Origin of the sequence: Pseudomonas fluorescens Q2-87 (assembly GCF_000281895.1) — a bacterium.
In the GTDB taxonomy this organism is placed as follows: Bacteria; Pseudomonadota; Gammaproteobacteria; order Pseudomonadales; family Pseudomonadaceae; genus Aquipseudomonas; species Aquipseudomonas fluorescens_S.
On the sequence record NZ_CM001558.1, the window covers coordinates 3,663,666 to 3,684,694 of the forward strand.

At 57.6% G+C, this 21,029-nt stretch carries 18 protein-coding genes and 1 pseudogene; 7 read left to right on the forward strand and 12 right to left on the reverse strand.

Features of this window, described 5'->3' with window-relative positions; translation table 11 throughout:
- Positions 1–5: 5 nt before the first annotated feature.
- Positions 6–1,328 (reverse strand): MFS transporter, encoded by a 1,323-nt coding sequence (locus PFLQ2_RS11660; RefSeq protein ID WP_003182699.1) that lies wholly within the window; start codon positions 1,326–1,328, stop codon positions 6–8.
- A gap of 132 nt (positions 1,329–1,460) precedes the next feature.
- On the opposite strand from PFLQ2_RS11660, the gene PFLQ2_RS11655 reads away from it, so the two are divergent.
- Positions 1,461–2,390: a LysR family transcriptional regulator gene (locus PFLQ2_RS11655; RefSeq protein WP_003182701.1), complete on the forward strand. Its 930-nt coding sequence runs from the start codon at positions 1,461–1,463 to the stop codon at positions 2,388–2,390.
- Here PFLQ2_RS11655 and PFLQ2_RS28860 read toward each other — a convergent pair.
- From PFLQ2_RS28860 to PFLQ2_RS11630, 6 genes are all read right to left on the reverse strand, one after another.
- Positions 2,381–2,707: an antibiotic biosynthesis monooxygenase gene (locus tag PFLQ2_RS28860; RefSeq protein ID WP_003182703.1), complete on the reverse strand. Its 327-nt coding sequence runs from the start codon at positions 2,705–2,707 to the stop codon at positions 2,381–2,383. The genes PFLQ2_RS11655 and PFLQ2_RS28860 overlap by 10 nt on opposite strands.
- A gap of 198 nt (positions 2,708–2,905) precedes the next feature.
- Positions 2,906–3,658 (reverse strand): 3-oxoacyl-ACP reductase family protein, encoded by a 753-nt coding sequence (locus tag PFLQ2_RS11650; RefSeq protein WP_003182705.1) that lies wholly within the window; start codon positions 3,656–3,658, stop codon positions 2,906–2,908.
- Between the two features lie 55 nt (positions 3,659–3,713).
- The gene (locus PFLQ2_RS11645) at positions 3,714–4,490 is read right to left on the reverse strand and encodes an alpha/beta fold hydrolase (RefSeq protein WP_003182707.1); all 777 of its coding nucleotides are present in this window, start codon (positions 4,488–4,490) and stop codon (positions 3,714–3,716) included.
- 25 nt (positions 4,491–4,515) lie between these two features.
- On the reverse strand, positions 4,516–5,025 hold the full coding sequence (locus PFLQ2_RS11640; protein WP_003182709.1) for a cytochrome P460 family protein: 510 nt from the start codon (positions 5,023–5,025) through the stop codon (positions 4,516–4,518).
- A gap of 24 nt (positions 5,026–5,049) precedes the next feature.
- Positions 5,050–6,123, reverse strand: a complete 1,074-nt coding sequence (locus PFLQ2_RS11635) for an alpha/beta fold hydrolase (protein WP_003182710.1) — start codon at positions 6,121–6,123, stop codon at positions 5,050–5,052.
- Between the two features lie 66 nt (positions 6,124–6,189).
- Positions 6,190–7,542: an epoxide hydrolase family protein gene (locus PFLQ2_RS11630; RefSeq protein ID WP_003182713.1), complete on the reverse strand. Its 1,353-nt coding sequence runs from the start codon at positions 7,540–7,542 to the stop codon at positions 6,190–6,192.
- Positions 7,543–7,839: 297 nt separating this feature from the next.
- On the opposite strand from PFLQ2_RS11630, the gene PFLQ2_RS11625 reads away from it, so the two are divergent.
- Entirely contained in the window at positions 7,840–9,093 is a 1,254-nt protein-coding gene (locus PFLQ2_RS11625) for an MFS transporter (RefSeq protein WP_003182715.1), read from the forward strand.
- A 74-nt stretch (positions 9,094–9,167) separates the two neighbouring features.
- On the opposite strand, the gene PFLQ2_RS11620 is transcribed toward PFLQ2_RS11625, so the two are convergent.
- Positions 9,168–10,133 carry a quinone oxidoreductase family protein gene (locus PFLQ2_RS11620; protein WP_003182717.1) on the reverse strand — a complete coding sequence of 322 codons (966 nt, stop codon included), beginning with the start codon at positions 10,131–10,133 and terminating at the stop codon, positions 9,168–9,170.
- Positions 10,134–10,492: 359 nt separating this feature from the next.
- Here PFLQ2_RS11620 and PFLQ2_RS11615 point away from each other — a divergent pair, with 359 nt between their 5' ends.
- The 3 genes from PFLQ2_RS11615 to PFLQ2_RS11605 all read left to right on the forward strand — a co-directional run bounded on the left by PFLQ2_RS11615 (position 10,493) and on the right by PFLQ2_RS11605 (position 14,400).
- Complete coding sequence (locus tag PFLQ2_RS11615) at positions 10,493–13,336, forward strand: PAS domain-containing protein (protein WP_033046116.1); 2,844 nt, start codon at positions 10,493–10,495, stop codon at positions 13,334–13,336.
- Positions 13,336–13,707, forward strand: a complete 372-nt coding sequence (locus PFLQ2_RS11610) for a response regulator (protein WP_003182723.1) — start codon at positions 13,336–13,338, stop codon at positions 13,705–13,707. Before PFLQ2_RS11615 ends, PFLQ2_RS11610 begins: the two co-directional genes overlap by 1 nt.
- Before the next feature lie 75 nt (positions 13,708–13,782).
- On the forward strand, positions 13,783–14,400 hold the full coding sequence (locus PFLQ2_RS11605) for a response regulator transcription factor (RefSeq protein ID WP_033046117.1): 618 nt from the start codon (positions 13,783–13,785) through the stop codon (positions 14,398–14,400).
- Positions 14,401–14,421: 21 nt separating this feature from the next.
- Here the strand turns inward: PFLQ2_RS11605 and PFLQ2_RS11600 are convergent, their stop codons facing one another.
- Together PFLQ2_RS11600 and PFLQ2_RS28865 are read right to left on the reverse strand one after the other, a co-directional pair.
- On the reverse strand, positions 14,422–17,325 hold the full coding sequence (locus PFLQ2_RS11600) for an ATP-binding protein (RefSeq protein WP_003182728.1): 2,904 nt from the start codon (positions 17,323–17,325) through the stop codon (positions 14,422–14,424).
- A 320-nt stretch (positions 17,326–17,645) separates the two neighbouring features.
- Positions 17,646–18,377: pseudogene (locus tag PFLQ2_RS28865) on the reverse strand (IS3 family transposase); the annotation flags it as partial.
- 129 nt (positions 18,378–18,506) lie between these two features.
- On the opposite strand from PFLQ2_RS28865, the gene PFLQ2_RS11595 reads away from it, so the two are divergent.
- Positions 18,507–19,316, forward strand: coding sequence for an isocitrate lyase/PEP mutase family protein (locus tag PFLQ2_RS11595; RefSeq protein ID WP_003182730.1), 810 nt, complete (start codon positions 18,507–18,509; stop codon positions 19,314–19,316).
- 424 nt (positions 19,317–19,740) lie between these two features.
- Here the strand turns inward: PFLQ2_RS11595 and PFLQ2_RS11590 are convergent, their stop codons facing one another.
- Entirely contained in the window at positions 19,741–19,983 is a 243-nt protein-coding gene (locus tag PFLQ2_RS11590) for a hypothetical protein (protein WP_003182731.1), read from the reverse strand.
- Positions 19,984–19,990: 7 nt separating this feature from the next.
- Entirely contained in the window at positions 19,991–20,734 is a 744-nt protein-coding gene (locus PFLQ2_RS11585; RefSeq protein WP_192814248.1) for a histidine phosphatase family protein, read from the reverse strand.
- Positions 20,735–20,738: 4 nt separating this feature from the next.
- On the opposite strand from PFLQ2_RS11585, the gene PFLQ2_RS29930 reads away from it, so the two are divergent.
- On the forward strand, positions 20,739–20,948 hold the full coding sequence (locus PFLQ2_RS29930) for a hypothetical protein (protein ID WP_152632772.1): 210 nt from the start codon (positions 20,739–20,741) through the stop codon (positions 20,946–20,948).
- Positions 20,949–21,029 lie beyond the last annotated feature (81 nt).

Below are 21,029 nucleotides of genomic sequence, written 5' to 3' on the forward strand. Positions count from 1 at the left end.
GAAGTTCAAAGCGCCCGATCAACTTGCGGCGCATTCGAGATCCGGTCGCGATGCGCCAGCGGTTTGCTCGCGATGATCACGAACGCGGCGCACAGAAACACGCAGCCGACAGCGACGATGCCAGGGTTCATGCTTGCCGTTGATGTCTTTGCCCAACCGATCACTGCCGGGCCCCAAAAACCGCCGCACAGACCGATGGTGTTGATCAGAGCGATACCGCCCGCTGCCGCTTCGCCCTTGATGAGTTCAGAGGGCATCGCCCACAAGACCGTGTAGGCCATGAACATCATGGCGATCGCCAGCGTCAGCAGAACCATTGATAACATCAGGTTCCCATCGGCAACAGGATACAAAAGTATCAATAGTGCCCCGACGCCTGCCGGGATCGCGCAGTGATAGCGGCGCTCGCCGAAACGGTCGGAGCGGCGCCCGATCCAGTACATGCCTGCTGCCGCTGCCACATAGGGAATGGCCGCGCACCAACCCAGCTGCATCATGTCGTTGATACCTTGCGCTTTAAGGATCGCCGGGAGCCAGAAGCTCATGGCATAGATCGAGAAAATGATGCAGAAGTAGGCGCACGCCAGGATGTAGATTCTGCGATCTCGCAGCACGGCTCTGAACGAGTGGGCCCCTCCCGAGGAAGCGCCGAGTTCACGCTGCAGCAATTGCTTTTCCTCGACGCTCAGCCAGCGAGCTTCGGCGGGATGGTTGCAAAGGTAAAAATAGGCAAACGCACCAAGCAACACGCAGGGCAGACCTTCAATCAAGAACATCCATTGCCACCCAGCAAGGCCACCCACCCCCTCGAAAGTGGAGATCAGCCATGCCGAAAGCGGACCGCCAATAATGCCGCCGGCGGGACCTGCGATGAACACGATTGCAATGGCCCGGGCCATTCGTTTCGGGCCGTACCAGCACGACAGGTAATAGATCATCCCCGGTGCGAAACCGGCTTCAAAAACACCAAGCAGAAAGCGCATGGCATAGAACATCGGCACGTCGCGCACGAATAGCATGCAGGCCGATGTGATTCCCCATAACACCAGAATGCGACTGAACGTGTTTCGCGCCCCCACTCGAGGCAGCATCAGGTTGCTGGGTAGCTCGAACAGCACATACCCCAGAAAGAACACACCAGCGCCAACACCATAAGCAGCGTCCGACAGTCCAAGGTCGTTTTGCATCTGCAGTTTGGCAAAGCCGACGTTGATGCGATCCAGGTAGGCGAATACGTAGCAAACGAACAGGAGTGGCAACAGGCGCCAATTGAGTTTGCGGTACAACGTTGCAAGGGCATTGTCTGCGGGCGTCACGGTGGTCGACATGCGAGTCTCCGGTTTTTCTTGTTTGGTCTGACGTGTCGAAAGATGTTGCGCCGACGACGTAAACAGCAGCAAGAGCAACTATGCTCGTGTAACGTTGCCCTGTGAGCAACGCAGAATCCTGAAGGACAACTCATGCGCGAAATCAACCAGCAACGCTTGCGGTATTTTCATGAGGTGCTGACCCACGGATCGATCCGTGGCGCGGCTGACAGCATCAACACTTCGCCATCGGTGATCACGCGTCAGATCAAACTGCTGGAAGAAGAACTTGGCACCCGGCTGTTTGAACGCCAGGCCCGCGGCGTTCAGCCCACCGAGGCTGCCGCGCACCTGCTGGAGTTCTGGCGGGGCTATCGATCGCACCAGGAAAAGCTTGAAGACCAGCTCCAGGCGATCAAGGGTCTACAGTTGGGGCACGTGCGGGTCGTCATCAGCGAAGGGTACGTTGATACGTTGGTCGACCATGTGCTCGCGCCGTTCTGCGAACAGTATCCCAAGCTCGATATCCGACTGGACATCCTGCCCGTTGATGACGTCCTCACCGAGATTGCGGAAAATCGCGCGCATATCGGCCTGGCCTACAACCCTCCTCCCCACCCTCACATCGACTATCGAGCGACGTCCCGGCAACCGGTGATGCTGTTGGTTCGCCCGGACCATCCATTGGCCTTGAAAGGAACAATGGCAACCGTCGCCGATTTGCTCGACTGCCAACTGGTGCTGACTCCATCTACCTTCGGTATCGGCCATGCGCTGAAAATGCTCGAGTACGCCGAAAAGATAGAAATCCGTCCAGCTCTGGTCAGCAATTCATTGGCCGCCCTCAAGCGCCTTGTTGCATCCGGCGAGTTTGCTTCGCTGCTGGGCGAGGTAGCGGCCTATCGGGAAATCGCACAAGGCAGTCTCTCGGCCGTAGCCGTCGACCATCCACTGTTCCAGGGGATCGAGGCGAAACTGTTGGTGAAATCCGGACGCCCGCTGGCGGCACCCGCTCAAGAACTGCTGAACTGGATGCTGAAGCGCTTGCCGATGTTCGCGTCAGGCAGCCCTGATCATCCATGAGAAATAACGCATTGATCTTCAGCTGAATTGATAACAAAGCTATTGAATTTAATCCGACTTGCCATACCGACTCTCAACATATCCATAAACCCGGCTAGCTTTGGATGATCAAAATGTGCGCGCATCTGACTCTCCGATTCCCAGTAACCGCTGACGATCCAGGAATTTTTTGCGCGACGATTATCGGTAATTGCGTATCCCATACACTCTGAGGTCTCAAGAAGCGCACGAACAATGTGAGGAAGTGTCGAGCAGACTTCGCCCACTCGCCCGGGTGCGGCATCAATTTCGACGGTATTGATTGCTGAAATTAACATTCTCAACCCTCCTGCATGATCTACCGGAAATCCTGCCGTATTCACACTGATCATCGGTGACCTGATCGAGGCACTTGGGGCGCTATCGCTCGCGGTATTGCTCCTGATACCGGGCATCACGCCAATGCTCGACACGCTGCACGGCCATACCTGCAGACGTCCTGCGCTTGACCTGAGCAATACCGCGAGACAGCAGGTTCAGGCCAGATATCCGCCGTCGACCGTCAAGCTCGCGCCAGTGACAAACGAAGCGTCCTCACTGGCAAGGTAAGCGGCCATTCCAGCGATCTCGTCAGCGGTACCGAGCCGGCCCAGCGGCACCAGTTTGATCACATGATCCAGATAAGGCGCATCGGCCGGGTTCATGTCGGTCGCCGTCGGACCGGGTTGAATGTTGTTGACGGTGATGCCGCGCGCGGCGAAATCCAGGGCCAGACCACGCACCAAACCGACCAGCGCGGCCTTGGTCATCGAGTACGCACTGGACCCGGGGAAACCGGTACGCTCGCCGGCGACACTGCCGATGGTGATGATTCGGTCACCGCGACTCATGACCCTGGAGCAGACCTGAATCGCCACATAGGCGGCGCGTACGTTTACCGTGTACATATTATCGAGCGCCTCGACACTGAATTCATCGACTGAGCCGAGCCCCAGAATTCCGGCGTTGTTCACCAGGATATTCAGCGCACCGAAATGCTCTACCGTGGTGCCGACGGCACGCTCGATATCCTCTGCGATCCGGCTGTCGGCCTTGATCGCCAACGCCTTGCCGCCGTGTGCCCGAATGTCGGCAACCAGCGCCTCCGCCTGCGCATCGGATGCTGCATAAGTGAAGGCTACGGCGGCGCCCTCCAAGGCCAGTCGGCGCACAATTGCAGCGCCGATGCCGCGCGAGCCACCGGTGATCAGAGCAGTTCTGCCGATAAAACGTTGTGAGTTGCTGGTCATCTTCTTACCTTCCACTGAGGTTCATTGGAAACGTGCGTCCGCACGCCGATGGGCATTACTTCGCCGTGGCGGCTTTTTCGATCAGGCGGGCAACCGGTCCCGGGTTCGAAACCATCACGACATGGGACGCGCCCTTGACGACTTCCACACCTTTGGCGGCGGCGCGCTTGGCCATGAAGTCCATGGCTTGCGGCGGGATGTTCTTGTCCTTGTCGCCATAGATGTACCAGGACGGAACATGCTTCCAGGCGGGTGTGCCGGACTGTTCGTTGAGCGCCGCTTCCGTCACCGGGCGCTGGGTGGCAGCCATCAATGCGGCCTCTTTCGTGGGGACGTCAGCGGCGAACTGGTCGTGAAACTTGTCCTGCTGGATGTACAAGTCCTTGCCGCCATCGGCCAGCGGTACAGGCGCAGCAAGGGTTGGACCCAGCGTGCTGCCCGGGAATTTGCCAGCCAGCCCGGCGACGGTTTCCCCGGCTTCGGGTGCAAACGCACTGACATAAACCAGCGCTTTGACGTTCGCATGGTCGTTGGCCGCATCAGTGATGACGTTGCCGCCATAGGAATGGCCGACCAGTACTACAGGCGAATGAATACTCGTCAGCAATGCCGAGATTGCCGCGCCATCGCTTTTTACGCCGCGCAATGGGTTGGCGGCGGCAACCACCGGGTAACCATCGTTCTCAAGAATCTTCACCACCCCATTCCAGCTCGACGCATCGGCAAAGGCGCCGTGGACGAGCACGATCGTGGGTTTTTCAGTTTGTGCCCAGGCGGTTGTACCCATACTCAGGCTGACGGCGACGGCCAACGTGGCCAATATTTTTTTCATTGCAGACTCCGGATTTGATGGGAAATTAAGGGGCGAAACGAGTGAAGACAAAATCGTGATTGCGCACTCGCGCCTGGTGACAGGCGAAGCAGGTTTGGTGCTGGGCTTCATCGGCGGGTTTACCATTGATAAACCGCCCGAATCCCCATCCCCCGGTCGCTGCATATTTCTTCGAGTCTTTGACCATGACCTGCACGGTCGTGGCCGCACCCGGGATGGACGCCGGCTCGAATTCCGGGGACTGAACATGTTTCCAGGCAAGCTTTACCAGCACCGTGCCGTCAGGGAATGGAAGCGTTGAATCCTGATAAGCCTTGATAGCCAGATCATTGCCCAGCACGGCTCGCAGCTCGTCCAAAGGTGCTGCTTCCTGCGCCGGTGCGATCAGCGGCCATAGACGGTAGCTTTCAGGCAACTTCACGCCATAGATCGGGGAGGCGTCGCCATTACCGGCGTCGCCCGAGGCGACACCGGTGGCGGTCACTGCTGCGGTTGCAATGGCAGCCGACATCACTGCCAGATATTTGAGCTTCATCGTTGCCATCCTTTCAGCCGGTTCTCAAAGGTGATCGGCATCGATCACTGCCTGGGCGAAGGCTTGCGGCGCTTCTTGCGGCAAGTTATGGCCGACACCACCGCTGATCAACCGGTACTCATACTTGCCAGTGAAACGCTTGGCGTACGCCTCGGCAGGTGGATGCGGTGCGCCATTGGCGTCACCCTCCATGGTGATGGTTGGCACACTGATGGATGGCGAGGCCGCGAGTTTCTTCTCCAGCGCATCGTATCTGGCCTCGCCCTTGACCAGCCCCAGGCGCCAGCGATAGTTGAAGATGGACACAGGAACGTGATCCGGATTCTGCAAAGCCGCGGCGCTGCGGTTGTAGGTCGCGTCGTCGAAATTCCATTGCGGCGAGGCCAGCTTCCAGATCAATTTGGCGAAGTCGTGGGTGTTTTTTTCGTAGCCCAGACGGCCGCGTTCTGTCGCGAAGTAGAACTGGTACCACCACTGCAATTCGGCGGCGGGCGGCAACGGTGCCTTTCCGGCGTCCTGGCTGCCGATCAGGTAACCGCTCACCGCAACCAGTGCCTTGACCCGTTCAGGCCAGAGTGCCGCGACGATATCAGCCGTGCGCGCGCCCCAGTCATAGCCGCCGAGTACGGCTTGCTTGATCTGCAGCGCATCCATGAAGTCGATCAGGTCGGTCGCCAACGCGCAGGGCTGACCATTGCGGAGCGTCTTGGCGGAAAGAAAACGCGTATCGCCGTAACCGCGCGCGTAGGGGATCAATACGCGATAGCCTTTTTCTGCCAGCGCCGGGGCAACGTCGGTGTAGCTGTGAATATCGTACGGCCAGCCGTGCAACAGGATCACCACCGGGCCGTCAGCCGGGCCGACTTCGGCATAGGCAACATCCAGCAATCCGGCCTTGACGTGTTTCAACGGCCCGAAGGAAACGTTGCTGCCAACGGTAATTGGCGAAATTTTTCCGGCAGGCACTTCAACGGCATACGCTGCCGAGGACGCCATGCTCAGCACACCTGCTTGCAGCAAGACGATCGCCATGATGGATCGTGCGAGCAGATTGCGGTGCGGTGAAACGGCTGTGTGATTCAACGCGAGTGTTTTCATGATGAGTCTCCCAACGGAACCGCGCATGTGCGGTTCCAGGCGTTCAGATCAGGTTGATGGCCAGATTCAGTGAGTCGCGGACTTCTGCGCCGCAGCTCGCAGTGGACGGAAGGCTTCGCGTAGTTCTTCGCTGAACAGTTGAGGCTGTTCCCACGCTGCAAAATGGCCGCCCTTGCCGACTTCTTTGTAGTAAGACAGCGATGGATACGCGCGCTGTGCCCAGACTTTCGGAGCGCGGTAGATTTCATGCGGGAACACGGTAATCGCTACCGGCACCTTGATGTCGGCAGTCTTCTGCGCGGCGGCGCTGAAGTTATTGTTGTTGTTCTCCCAGTAGAAACGAGAGGACGATGCGCCCGTGTTCGTCAGCCAATACAGGCTGATGTCATCGAGCATTTCATCGCGGCTGAGCACGCGCTCGGGATGACCGTCGCTATCGGTCCATGCGGCAAATTTTTCATACATCCACGCTGCGGTGCCCGCGGGCGAATCGGCAAGCAAGTAGCCGATGGTCTGCGGCCGAGTCACCATCATTGCGCCATAAGCGGCGTTTCGACCGAAAAAGGTGCTAAGGGCGTTATAAGCGTTGCGTTCAGGTTCAGTCAGGCCGGCCGGTGCCGGGTCGCCGCTGCTGATCGGCTTGACAAGCTCCGGCGGTACCGTCGCCGGCATGTTCAGGTGGATACCCAGCAAACCGGGTGGCGCCAGACGCCCCAACGCATCGGAGATCACCGAACCGTGGTCCCCCCCCTGAGAGACGTAATGGGTGTAACCCAAGCGTTTCATCAGAACATCCCAGGCCTTGGCCACTCGATCCGGCCCCCAACCGAGTTCAGTCGGTTTGCCGGAAAAGCCATGGCCAGGAATCGAGGGGATCACCACATCGAATGAGTCTTCTACACGCCCTCCGTACGCCGTTGGGTCAGTCAAGGGGCCGATGGAACCGAGGAACTCGAACTGCGAGCCGGGCCAGCCGTGAGTCAAGATCAGCGGCATGGCATTGGGGTTGCGCGAACGGACATGGATAAACTGGATGTCGACACCATCAATGGTGGTCACGAACTCCGGCAACGCATTGAGCTTCGCCTCGGCTTTTCGCCAGTCGTAACCGTTGCCCCAGTACTTGACCAATTCCTGAACCTGCGCCAGTTGCACACCTTGAGAGATATCACTAACCGTTTCTTTGTCAGGCCAGCGGGTGTTGGCGATGCGTTTGCGCAGATCGGTCAATTGCGCTTCGTCGACATTAATCCGGTACGGACGAATGGTTTGCGACTGGGTCACAGCGGCGGTGGCGTTCGGCTGTTCAGCAGCAGTACTGGCCGCCCATGCACCGCAACTGGCAGCCAAGGTCGCAAAACCGAATACGCCTGCCTGGACGCGCCTGCGCCATGTAATAACGGGGGAAGCCACATGCATGATGAATCTCCTTTAGATGTCGGTGCCCTGCTGCCATGACTGGGGTCGGGTTGACCTGATGTGCCAGATCGCAGGTCTGAGCGGCGTCATCTGCAACAGCGCAGTCGACGCAAGTTGATCAAATCACCGGCGGGACTCGAGGACGATTACACAATGGTGTTGATCGATACTTTGGTATCAGAGGCGAGAGCAGACCGGCTTTGTCACTACGTTGGCGAGTAAAAAAAAGCTCGACGGCGCTACCGCGCGTTGCCAGCATGGAAACCTTTTCAAAGACAACAACGTTCAGGAACACCGATGCGTGGAAAAACAATGTCCGCAGAGGCCGATGACAGTGCCGCGTCCTCCTCGCAATGGCAGGTCATCGGCCTTTGCATGCTGTTCAATGTAATTGATGGTATGGATGTGATGGCCATGGCGTTTACCGCCAGCAGCGTCGCGAACGAATGGGCATTGTCGGGAGCGCAAATCGGCATGCTGCTGAGTGCAAGTCTGGTGGGCATGGCGCTAGGTTCTTTATTGGCTGGGCCCACTGCCGATCGTTGCGGACGGCGGCCGATATTGCTGGCTGGGCTGATGCTCAGTGGCGCGACCATGCTGCTATCGTTCTGGAGCCCGGACCAAGGCTGGCTAATGGTCTTGCGCTTGTTTACGGGCATCGGTACCGGCTTGGTACTGGTAGCCGCCAATGTGCTGACTTACGAGCGGGCCAGTGAGAGTCGTCTACATCTTGCCCTCGCCCTGCAATCGATGGCTTTTGCATTTGGCGCCAGTCTAGGAGGGCTGTCGGCCCATGCACTGAATACTGGCGCCGGCTGGCGGTATGTCTTTTTGCTGGGTGGGCTGATCACTTTGGCGACGGCTTTGACGGGCGCAATCTGGCTGGGTGAGTCGCGCCAGTTTCTCCAGCTTGATCGGCGATCACTTCACTCCGGCACCGCAAGCTCGCCCTGCGTAAAATATCGACAGTTGTTTGCAGCAGGACAATGGACCCAGATCACAGCCCTTGCACTGGCTCTGCTGTTGCTGATGTCGTGCTTTTACTTTGTGATGAGCTGGACGCCGGCACTGATGACTCAAAACGGCTTTTCCGAAAAGCAGGGCGCTGTCAGTGGCGTACTGCTCTGCCTTGGCGGCATGTCCGGGGCGCTCCTGATGGGTCTTACAGCCAACCGTCTGGGCTGCCGGCGATTGTTGCTGAGTTTTCTACTTTTCAATGGCGGCGTGATGATGCTGATCGTACCGGCCGCAGGCGCGGCTGATCTGGCCATAGTTGCGTGCGTCACCACGGGACTATTGCTCAATGGTGCTATCGCGGCAATCTTCATCTTGGCGCCCCAGGCATTTGACACAACCATTCGTACCACGGGCGTTGGCGTGGTCCTTGCTGCGGGGCGAATCGGGGCAATTATCTCGCCAATTATTGCGGGTCTGCTTTTGGATGCGCGATGGACCGCGCAAGATTTGTTCACATTTTTCGCAAGCAGCCAAGTACTGGCTGCCCTGCTGCTCTGGCGTGGCTACAGAGGTCCGAGAACGTGCAGCACGTAGTGATTCAGTGCTCATGTGTTTACCAGTTCATAGCGGTAGCTCCGAGCAAGGTTGATGAGCAACAAGGTTGCCGATCACGGGTTGATTATCAGCTTGCCGGACGTCTGGCGCGACTCGATATCACGATGCGCCTGCTCGGCTTGCGCTAACGAATAACGCCGGCCAATGACGGTTTTCAACTTGCCCTCTATCACCCAGGCGAACAACGCACGGGAGCGCTCGAGCAAGGCTTCACGGCTGCGCACGTAATGCATGACCGACGGATACGTCAGCTTGATGCTGCGCGGCAGGGAAAAAATATCGATAGGCGCAATCGGGTCCATGAACGGGCCGTATAGCGCCAGCGTGCCGAAGTAGTCGAGCAGGCTGACCGAGTCGGCGAATCCTTCTGCCCCGGTGCCGTCATACACCACATTGACCCGCTGGCCTTCAGTCAGGCGCAGCACCTGACTGGCGACCTGGCTCGCCCGACCGATCACAACATAGTCGGCCCCGGCAGCAATGACCGCGTCGACCTTGTTCTCCTGCGAAACGCGACCGATCACCTTGCCGCCGCGTAATTTGATCATTTGAGTGAGCATCTGCCCCACTCCGCCAGCCGCAGCATGCACGAAGGCAATGTCACCGTGACCTATGGCATAAACGCTGTGAACCAGATTACTGGCCGTCAGGCCCTGCATCATCAGGCTCGCGGCCGTGTCGAAGTCGATGGCGTTGGGCAGAGGCACCAATTGACTGACGGACGCCAGCACTTGCTGCGCATAACTGCCGGGCACGTAATGCCAAGCCACACGATCACCGACCTGGACTTCGCTCACGTCCGGCCCGATGGCCAGGACGATGCCTGCGCCCTCCACGCCGGGCGTCAGTGGCAACGACGAGGCTGCGCCCAGTCCCCGGCGAGTGCCGGTGTCCATGAAGTTGATACCCGCCGCCATGACCTTCACCAGCGCCTGACCGGGTCCCGGTGCTGCCAACTTGATTTCCTCCACGGACATGACCCCGGAATCGCCAAAGGCATGCATCACTACCGCTTTCATAAATTTTGAACCTGCTGCATGGACGACCTGCCCCTGCCTGATTCGAACCAAAGCGGGAAAAGGTGCGTCACGTCTGATCATTCAATCGTCGAGCGACGATGAAACCCGTACCAATGCTGACCGGGGGGTGTATCCAGGGTGTTTCGAGATCGGCGATGACTGCATGCTGATGTAACTACGCTGGCCATCGATACAGTCGCTTACAACGGCTGTTCCGGATCGTTCGCAGGAGGGGGCTGCGCGTTGCGGCGCAGTGCAATGGCGGGGATATTTATCGAAAGCGACACCAAAGTATGATGGGCGAGCGTCGGCACAAAGGCGCATCTTATTTCAATGGCGACAGCACGATGAGAAACGGTATGGCGAATGACCTCAAGCGCGTCATGGACGCGCTGCCGGGTGTGGTATTTACCGCACGGCCAGATGGTTGCGTCGATTATGTCAATCTGCAATGGCACGACTATACGGGGCGCGATGCCAATGATGCGCTAGGGAGCAACTGGCAGTCCGCAATCCACCCCGATGATCGCACGAACCTGCTCGAACGTTTGCACGCCGCGGCGGACAGTGATGCACCTCGGCCGGTTCACGCCCGTCTATTGCGCTTCGACGGCGCTTATCGTCGGTTTGCCTGGCATTTCTCGTCACTGGAAGATCATCCCGAGAGTGCGCGCAAATGGTGTGCGCTCGGCACCGATATCGAGGCGAGCCACCCCCCCGACACCCGCGATGCGGCCAACCTGTTCGACGTCAGCTCGATCATCGACAGCATTCCGTCCATGGTTGCGTTCATGAAACCGTCCGGTGAGCTGGAGCGGGTCAATCGCCAGATCGAGGATTACATCGGGGCCCCACTCGATGTCCTTAAAAGCTGGGCCGCCGGCGATACGGTGCACCCGGATGACCTTCCAACAGTCATCGCCGCCTGGATGCATTCGGTCACCACCGGTGAACCGTACATGATCGAGCACCGAATTCGCCGCTTCGACGGTGTATACCGCTGGTTCCATGTGCGAGGCCTGCCGCTGAAAGACCTCGAAGGGAACATCACCCGCTGGTGTGTATTGCAGGTTGATATTGACGAACGCCGACGTGACAAGGCGCTGATCGCGAGGGCTCTCGCAGAAGTCAGTGCTTCAGAGGATCGCCTGCGCAATATCATCGATGCCGTGCCCGGGTTTGTCTGGAGCGCTTCGCCGGAAGGCAGCGTGGGTTTCGTCAATCAGCGCTGGTGCGATTACACCGGCATGTCGCTCAGCGAAGCGTGCGGCAGCGGCTGGACGGCCTCAATCCATCCCGACGACGCGGACGCGCTGGATGTCTATTGGCGAGGGCTTTTGCAATCGGGTAATGCTGGTGAGTACGAGGCTCGCCTGCGACGCTTTGACGGTACCTACCGCTGGTTTCTGATCAGGGCCGTGCCCCAGCGGGACGACGCTGGCCGAGTGCTGCGCTGGTATGGCGAGAACACCGATATCGAAGATCGCAAACGGGCGGAGATGTTGCTCGATGGCGAAAAACGCTTGCTTGGCCTGATGGCTGGAGGCTCGTCGCTGCCGCTGATCCTGCAGACACTTTGCGAACTGGTGGAAGTCTTTCTCGAGCGCTGTGTTGCCAGTGTGGTTCTGGTCGATCTGAAGCGCTCCGAAGGTGCACAGGAGCATGCGTTGCGAATGCATCAGGGCGCGCCGACAAACATGCCGACCGACTTGTTGCCGGGGGCGGATGACAAGCTGCTTCGCGCCGAGCGCTGCCCTATCGTCATGGCGGCCACCTTCAACACGCCGATCATCTCCAACAACCTGTCGCAGGAGTCGCGCTGGAATGGCTGGTGCACGACGGCCCGCTCCCACGGTTTCCGGGGACTCTGTTCAATGCCGATTACCTCTAACAGCGGAGCGATCACGGGCGTTCTTTCGATATTGCACCGGGAAGCCGAACCGCTTTCACCGGAACAGCAGAATCTGATCGCGCAGTTCACTCACCTTGCCAGTATCGCCATTGATCGTGTGCGCGCCGAAGCTGCGCTCAAGCAGAGTGAGGCCTTTCTTGCCAAAGCCCAACGCCTGAGCGCCACAGGTACGTTTTCCTGGCGAGTGAGCACCGACGAAATCACCTGGTCGGATGAGGTCTATCGTATCCTCGAACTGGATTCGGCAACGACGCCGGGCTTCGACGCCATTTACCGACGCGTTCATCCGGACGACATATCGAGCCACCGGGAAATGATCAGACGCCAACGCCGCAAGGGACGTGACTTCGAGCATGAGTATCGACTGCTGATGCCCGATGGCACCGTGAAATATGTGCGTCTGGTCGCACATTCGATCAAGGAACCTGAAGCCGGCCTGGAATATATCGCCGCGCTGCAAGATATCACTCAGTGCCGCCTTGCCGAGGAGGTACTGAGCAAGGCCCGCTCCGAGCTGACGCATCTGGCCAGAGTGGCAAGCCTTGGCGCGGTCACCGCTTCGATCGCCCACGAGGTCAACCAACCTCTTTCCGGGATCATCACCAACGCCAGTACCTGCCTGCGCATGCTCGGGGCAAATCCGCCGAACGTCGAGGGCGCCCGGGAAACTGCGCGACGAACCATTCGCGATGGAAATCGCGCCGCCGATGTGATCAACCGATTGCGTGCGTTGTTCTCCAAAAAAAGCATCACAATCGAAAACGTGGACCTTAACGACGCGACCCGGGAAGTCATCGCCTTGCTGTTGGGTGAACTGCAACGCCACCGCGTCGTGCTTAACCCACAATTTGCCGATGCACTGCCGCTGGTCAAGGGTGACAGGGTTCAACTCCAGCAGGTGATCCTCAACCTCATCATGAATGCCGCGGAGGCGATGAGCACCATCAACGGTCGCTCCCGACAGATGATTGTCAGCACCGGTTTGACGGAAGATCACAGTGTTTTCCTTGCGGTCAAAGACAGCGGAAGCGGTGTTGATCCTCAGGACATGGAGCGTATTTTCAATGCTTTCTACACCACAAAAAGCACCGGAATGGGGGTTGGCTTGTCTATCAGCCGCTCCATAATCGAGCGCCACGCTGGCAACCTTTGGGCTCACGCCAACGACGGACCGGGGGCGACCTTCCTGTTTACTATCCCGCTTCGGTCTGTGCCCCTCGCAGGAGATATGGAATCGCCCGTCCAGCCGGACGCAAATGACATCTCCGACCACACTATGGAGGGTAATTGATGGGCATGCCTCTGCTCGTTTCAGTCGTCGACGACGATGAGTCAGTTCGTGAATCGTTGCCAGACCTGATCAAAGAGTTCGGCTTCGCAGTCCAAGCGTTCGCTTCAGCGCAGGAGTACCTGGCGTCCGATTATCTTGAGCTCACACGCTGCCTCATTTTGGACGTAGCCATGCCGGGCATGTCGGGGCCGGATCTACTAAAAGAATTGTGGCGTCGCGAGTACCGCATTCCGGTCATTTTCATCACCGCGCTGGGCGACGCCAGCGAACAAGCGCAACTTCGGCACTATGGCGCAGTGGAATGTCTGATCAAGCCTTTCAGCGAGGCACAACTGCTCAAGGCATTGAGCGCCGCGCTTCCGCTTGATTGAACCAGCAGCCGGATACAAGGAGCTGACATCTTGAACTCGAAAAACGCCTTTACCCCTGGATACGGAGCATCACCGATGCATGATGACATGCCCGTGGTGTTCGTCGTGGATGATGATATCTCTGTGCGTGAATCGCTGGAGCTGTTGATCCGCTTCGCGGGATGGCAGCCACGACTTTTCGAGTCGGCTCAGGATTTTCTCGATGCACCCCGGCCGCTTGTACCCAGTTGCCTGGTGCTGGACATCAATCTGCCGGATCTCAATGGCCTCGATCTGCAAACATCCATCGCAGGCGACAGGCGCAACATGCCCATCATATTCATCACCGGCTATGGTGATATCCCGCTAACGGTTCGGGCCCTGAAAGCGGGTGCGGTGGAGTTTCTGACCAAGCCTTTTAACGATGATGTGTTGCTAAAAGCCATGGCCGATGCGCTGCAGAGCAGCCATGCTGCACTCGACGGAGAAAAATACCTTCGCAAACTGTTGGAGGCCTACCGAACACTGACACCTCGAGAACAGGAAATCATGGCATCGGTGGTCAGCGGACGTTTGAACAAAATTATCGCAGCCGATCTCAACATCAGCGAGATCACGGTCAAAGCTCATCGAGGTAAAGTCATGCGCAAAATGAAAGCCCGCTCGCTGGCCGACCTGGTAAAAATGGCCGCACTGATTACCCCCGTTAATTGAGATTCGCTGCGCACAACGGCATCAAGACGGGTGTGTATCGCCCAGGGTTTTCTGCCAGAGTGCTTCCAGTCGGCACACATCAAGTGTGTCGAAGCCTTCCGATACCCTTTCACGGCATACCCTGAGCAAGTCCACCGCCTGCAGCCGATAGCCCTGTTCCAGCCATAATTTCGCCAGGTCCATCGACGCCCTCAATTCCCAGGCCCAGGCACCCTGCTCCCGGCTCAAGGTACGCGCCTCTTCAAGCATGACCGACGCAGCATGCACGTCATCGCCATCCATGACCTTGATGAGACCCGACTTGATTCGCAGCAACTCCGGCAGTGCAAAGGCATCACCGCTGGCGCGGCAATGACTGATCGTACCGTCAACCAATACCCGGGCTTTTTCATATTGGTGACGCAGAATCAAGCCTTCGGCCAGCGAGATTTCGAATGAAGTCGTGAGCAGTTCGTAGCGCATGCCGTGCAGCTGCGCCAGACTTTCTTCGAGCACCGCGACAGAATTGTCGGGCTGCTCGGCGCGTATGGCGATCGCCGCACGCAAGCCATGGGCCGCGGCAATGTAAGGGCCGAGTGCGTTGGATTCGGCGATCGTGGCGAAGCGTTCGAGACTTGCCGCCGCCTTCTTCAAATCCCCCGTCCAGATATAAATGCACAGGATCCAGACCATTGCTATGCAGTAGGTGACCGAGTGATGCAGCGCACATGCCTCGGCCTCTATCTGCTCTGCCCAGCGTCGGGCCTGGTCAGGGAAACCCTGTAGCCACAGGGTTCGAGCCAACGCCAATCCGGTGCGATTACGATGATCGAATCCGTAGTAGATCGTACCGCTGCGTTTTGACGGCAAGCTGTTACGCAATGAACGTTCCAGTTGCTGTCGAGCAAGCGGCTGGTTGCCAAGCAGATGGTGGGAAATACCGGCAAGCGAAGCGGCAATGGCAATCGCTTCAGGTTTGTTCAGAATGTTGCCGACCTCGCTGGCCTTTTCAGCCCATGCCAAAGAAGAAGCAAAATCTCCGATGCGCTCATAGAAAATCTGTAGCCGTCCGAGCAGCCTGAGTTGGGACCCGTAATCGGACAATGAGATGGCGATGTCGAGTGCCCTGAGCAGAGCCTTCTGCGCCGCCTCGCTGTTGCCACGAGTGAACATAAGCACCAGACCCAGCGCGGCTTGCAATTCCATTTCAGTCGGCGTGCCGAAGTAACCCAGCTCGAGTAATTCAGCCGCCCGTGTGCACCAGGTCCGGCACTCGACCAACAAAGAAAAATGCAGGAACAACGGTGCGCTGGCCGCTGCCAGTGGTAACGCGAGCCCTGGATCACCTTGCGGCCCGAAGCTCCACTCCAGCGAACTCCTGACGTTGCCCAACTGACTGGCAAGGCGCTCCGAATTGTCGAAAATCTCATTGGGCGAGGTGCCTAGGCGTCCTAGCAGATCCATATAGAAAGCCGCATGCCTGAATGCCAGAGCGTTGACCTCGACATCACCTCGGGTGGCCAGCTTCTCCCGGGTGTAGGCGCGCGTCATCTCCAGCAGGCGGTAGGTCCACTTTAAATCGCTGTGATCAATGGTGACCAGACCTTTACAGACCAACTCATCGAGGATCTCCGCCGCGGCGGCAGTGTCGATCTGGGTGTCGGCAATGACTTGGGATGCCGCTTCCTGAGAAAACGGTCCGACGAAAACCGAAAGCCGCTCCAGCGCCAGACCCTGCAGCGGCGACAGCAGGTTGTAGCTCCAATCGAGCATCGCGCGCAGCGTTTGATGCCGTGGCAAGGCCGTCCTGCGTCCTGACCAGCCCAGTGAAAAACGCTCGCCCAGCAATGCGTGCGTGGTTTTCAGTCCATGGCTGGCAACGCGCATTGCCGCCAGCTCGATCGGCAGTGCCATACCCTCCAGACGTTGGCACATGTCGGCAATCAATTGCGCATCATCATCGTCCAGCATCAGTGATGCGTTACCCGATGATGCACGCTCAACAAACAGTCTGATCGCTGAAAAACCCAGCAACTCATCGATAGAGAGGTGCTGAGGTTCGCGGGGAAATTCGAGAGGATTGAGCCAGTGAACATATTCGCCACGGGCCCGCAGCGGTTCGCGACTGGTGGCCAGAACCCCGACCTTCGGGGCCGCGTCACTGATTTGCTCAACGATCACTGAAACCGCATCGATCAAATGTTCACAGTTGTCGATGACCAGCAACACCCTTTGCGTGCGTAAGTGCGCAAGCAGTACAAACATGGAGTCTTCGGCCTGAACCGGTATTTCCAGCGACCTGGCCAGCGCCGAAAGCACCAGCGATTGGTCTTCGACCTGGGCCAGGTCAACGAAACGGGCAGTCTGGTAACCCTGTGCGCAAATGCGGTGCGCCACCTCGATCGCAAGGCTGGTTTTGCCAACACCACCGGGGCCGACGATGGTAAAGAGTTTGGGCTGCAGCATGTGGTCGATAACTAATTGAAGATCGGTTTCGCGTCCGAACAGCTTGGCTCGCGGTGGTAAGTTGCATTGGGGCTCCACACGCTCGCCGTCGGTAGCTTGTGCCTCGATAACTGTTGGTTGGCTCCTGGGCGGTTGTGTTTCCAGAGGTGCCACAAACGCGTATCCCACACCGACCTGCGTGGAGATGTATCGCGCGTTTTCGTCACCATCACCGAGAATCCGCCGCAGGGCCGTCATATGAAAGCGCAGGCTGCCTTCCTCGACAATGATATCGGGCCATACCTGCTTGATCAGGTCGCTCTTGGTCAGCACCCTGCCCGGACGCACCAGCAAGGCAATCAATAAATCCAGTGCTCGCCCACCGATCTCGACTGGCGCTCCATTTTTTTCAAGCAACCTTTTCGCGGGCACGACGCAGAATGGGCCGAAAACATAATGGGTGGTGTTTGATTCGTGCGATTCGGCTGGAAATGACTCCACGAGGATCGTTCTCTCAAAATGGGGCGTTCGCCGGTTGGAAGCCGTTCGTGCAGGCCTCGAAATCATAGGTATATTGCACGATCTTTCAAATCAGATCATTCCACCAAACGTTTGATATTCAGCATTTCGCCGATGTTGGCCTGGATGGTGGATGAAAAAGACATCGAGCAATCAGGGTCAGTTTCATACGACTTTTCCTTGAGGGGTGGTGGGTTCAACCGGGAGATGGCGCCGACGCATCAGGCGATAGGCTGCCGGGATGACAAACAGAGAAAGCAAGGGGGCCGCAATGTGCGGCGTCCACGGCGGTTTGTACGTTGTAAGCCATCGTTGAATTGGTGGGGCCGAATCCAGTTGTAGCGATGCATCGAAAAATGGCTGATATCACGTTGTGCTTCCTGTGCAGTCCGATAGCCCAGGGTCGGTACCCATTCCGTTTTCAAGCTGCGGAATACGCGCTCAATCCGTGCATTATCCCGGCAGTTTCCTCGTCGACTTATGCTCTGACGCATGCGGTATCGCCACAATCGCTGGCGAAAGAGTCGGCTTGCATATTGCGATCCCTGGTCCGAGTGGAATAGCAGATCCGAAGGCCTGCCAAGCTGCTCGTAGGCCATATCCAGCGCCTTGATCACCAGTTCCGCGCCTGGCTTTTCCGACAGCGCCCAACCCACAATCCGACGCGTACACAGATCCAGAATTACAGCCAGGTAATGCCATTTTCCTTGCGCCCAAATGTAGGTGATATCGCCGCACCAGATTTGATTGGGGACTGGCACATCAAACTCGTGGTTCAATGTGTTCGGGATATCGAGTCGTTCAACTGTGGCTCGTTTGTAAGCGTGGGAGCCAGGTTGTTTATTGACTAAAGCAAGCTCGCGCATCAAGCTGCGCACTTTGAATCGACCAAGTTGTTCACCGTCTTCACGCATCAGTGAAAGGATGCTGCGACTGCCCGCAGCACTGCGACTTTGCGAGAACAGCTCACTGACTCTACGCAATCGAAGCCGTTCAACATCGGGCGTACGGCACCGCAGGCGCTGGGCGAAGACCCGGAGGCTAGAGACCGATCACCTTATATTCGGATTCCAGGTCTCTACAACGTGACCGGCCATGACTTCTTGATAGAAACTGTCTGTAAACATCAAAGAAAAAATACTCTGAAAGGATTTTGGATTGTCATGACCACACTGGATAGCACTTTTCATAGCCTGCATCAGAATGGACTGCTGGTCTTGGCCAACGTGGCCGATGCAGGCGGTGCGCGCATCGTTGAACACCTAGGCGGCAAGGCAGTCGCTACCAGCAGCGCAGCCATGGCTTGGTCCCACGGTTATCAGGATGGCAACAAGCTGCCTCTCGACCTGCTAAGCATCACCGTCGAGTCGATGGCACGGGTGCTCAGCGTGCCACTGACGGTGGATATCGAAGGCGGCTACTCGGATGACCTGGATCAGGTCGGCCAAGTGATCAACGCCGTCATCTCCGCCGGGGCAGTCGGAATCAACATTGAAGACGGCCTTGGCTCTCCAGAGCTGCTTGTTCGCAAGATCGACGTCGCGAGAAGAATCGCAAAACAGGCAGGCGTCGAGCTGTTCATCAACGTACGGACCGACGTTTATCTTAAAAATCTGTTCCCCGCTGAACAACGTCTAGAGGAACTCCTGAAACGCGCCGCACTGTATGCCAGCGCGGGGGCGGATGGTCTGTTCGCCGCCGGCGTGGTTGACTCCAACGAAATTGAAACCCTCTGCCGGGGAACCAAGCTGCCAGTCAATCTGCTGTCACGGGACGGGCTGCCTTCCCCCGACGAGTTAAAGCGTCTGGGCGTTAGACGACTCAGTGCGGGCTCCAGTATCGCCGAGTTTCTGCACGGTGCCATGGGAACATTAGTCCGCAGTTTCTTGGACAACGGCGAACTGGACATCCATGCTTTGAAGGCCTATACATACGGCGAATTGAACGCTTTGATGGCAGCGAAAAGCGAGTAGTGCCTTATCGCAGGACAATCAACCCCCGGCTTAGACGGTGTGCAAAGGGCGTCGATAGAAGCGCAGAACAGTTCGTGATAACCCCATCGACATTTAGCAGGATGGATCGCCCTTGACCCACGAACGAAGCTTGTCCAACGTAGGCGTCTTGACCCCGATCGTGCTCCAGCCCTTGAGTGTGTATAGCTTTATCTCAGCGAATGCCTGCAGGAGCAGGCTCGATAATGATGATCGCCAAGCTGAGCCTCACGCCTTGGGCCACCATACGCTGCGTGATCTGTCCGCTACCGAGTTCTGAATCGAACTCGCCTTCTGTGGTGACAGGAGTCCCCAACGGCGAGTGTTCCAGACACATTCGGCTTGCCTGACGGATGTGGCACGAATAACCTGCTCGGCCGCCCATTTGTCGTCCGCAGCTGTTGGGTCAGTGTCTCGTTATTGGCACGGCCATCCCCAGGCGACGGAGGCCAATGCCCATGCAATTGGCAATGAAATCGTGATCTTTGACCAGTTCGATAAACGCCTTGGAGCCGACCTCGCACACCGCAAAATCCGCCTTTGGCGAACGCGAGTGGCGGGTAAACCGCAGGTCTTGTTCCTGCCTGAGGATTTCGTAGACACCCTGCCCGATAAAACCACTGGCGCCTAAAAGCAGTACCTTCTTCAACTGTCAGTCATTCTTTTCCTGGCGCTAAAGCCTCAACCGTAAAACACCCCGAGCGATACACCGTACGGAACTGCATGCCCTGTCTTTGCAACGTCTTGCGCACGGTCCTCAGGAACATGCCGTGGGAGACCACGACCGTGGTCTCCCCGGTCGTGGTGCACGCGGTATAAAGCTCATCGGCTACTTCCACGGCACGCAGGTGTTCCGATCTTCGGGATGCGGCCCCCAACGAAATACCCATCAGCCAAAGCACGCGATGCAAGGCAAACCATTGCCTCAAGCCCATCTTCAACAAAGGCACGCGACCCAGCCGCAGGTCGAATTCCTTCAATCGGTGGTCTTGCCGGATACGTCCGGCATCGAACAGCCGGCAGGCCGTGGCATAGGCTCGATTGATCGGCGATGAAATGATGTTCAGCCCTGGCATCATCAGCGGCCCGGACAACTGCGCACGGCTCAGGAAGTCGGCAATTTCGGCCTCATCGATCGACGAAGTCTGGTTGTACTCATCCAGCAGCACTTTGGCCGAGACAGCACCGCAGCGTCCGTAGTCGATCAGGGGGGTGGCGTGGCGTATCAAATAAATCACAGTGCCTTCCAGGGTCTTTTTGAATGTTTTATCAACAAAAACTTTTGTCATATATTGATGTTTTCCAAACCTGATACCGACAGGCTCCGGCAGGCCGTCACCAAACGTCGTCGCCAGGATCGTGAAGCGCTTGAATCCTGGCGGCCAACTCGCCCTGGCCATAACGATGAAACTGAATAACCGTCAAGCGCCGGGTCAGAGACAAAGCGCTGGTGGTTTCGTCGTCGATTTCGATCCAGAAAGGCACGACGCTTTTATTGTCGATAAGCCGTGGCGCCGAAATCCTTCGGGTATTGACGCCCATCCGCTTCAACAGACGCTCGTTGCCCACGGCTGTAAAGGCAATCAGCCACACAAGGCGGTGAAGGCCCTTTGAATCTCTGTGATCGCTGTGAACATAATTCATACGTTGTAGAGGAACAACGTTGCGCTATCTGTGGGGGCGGCCCGAAAGCCC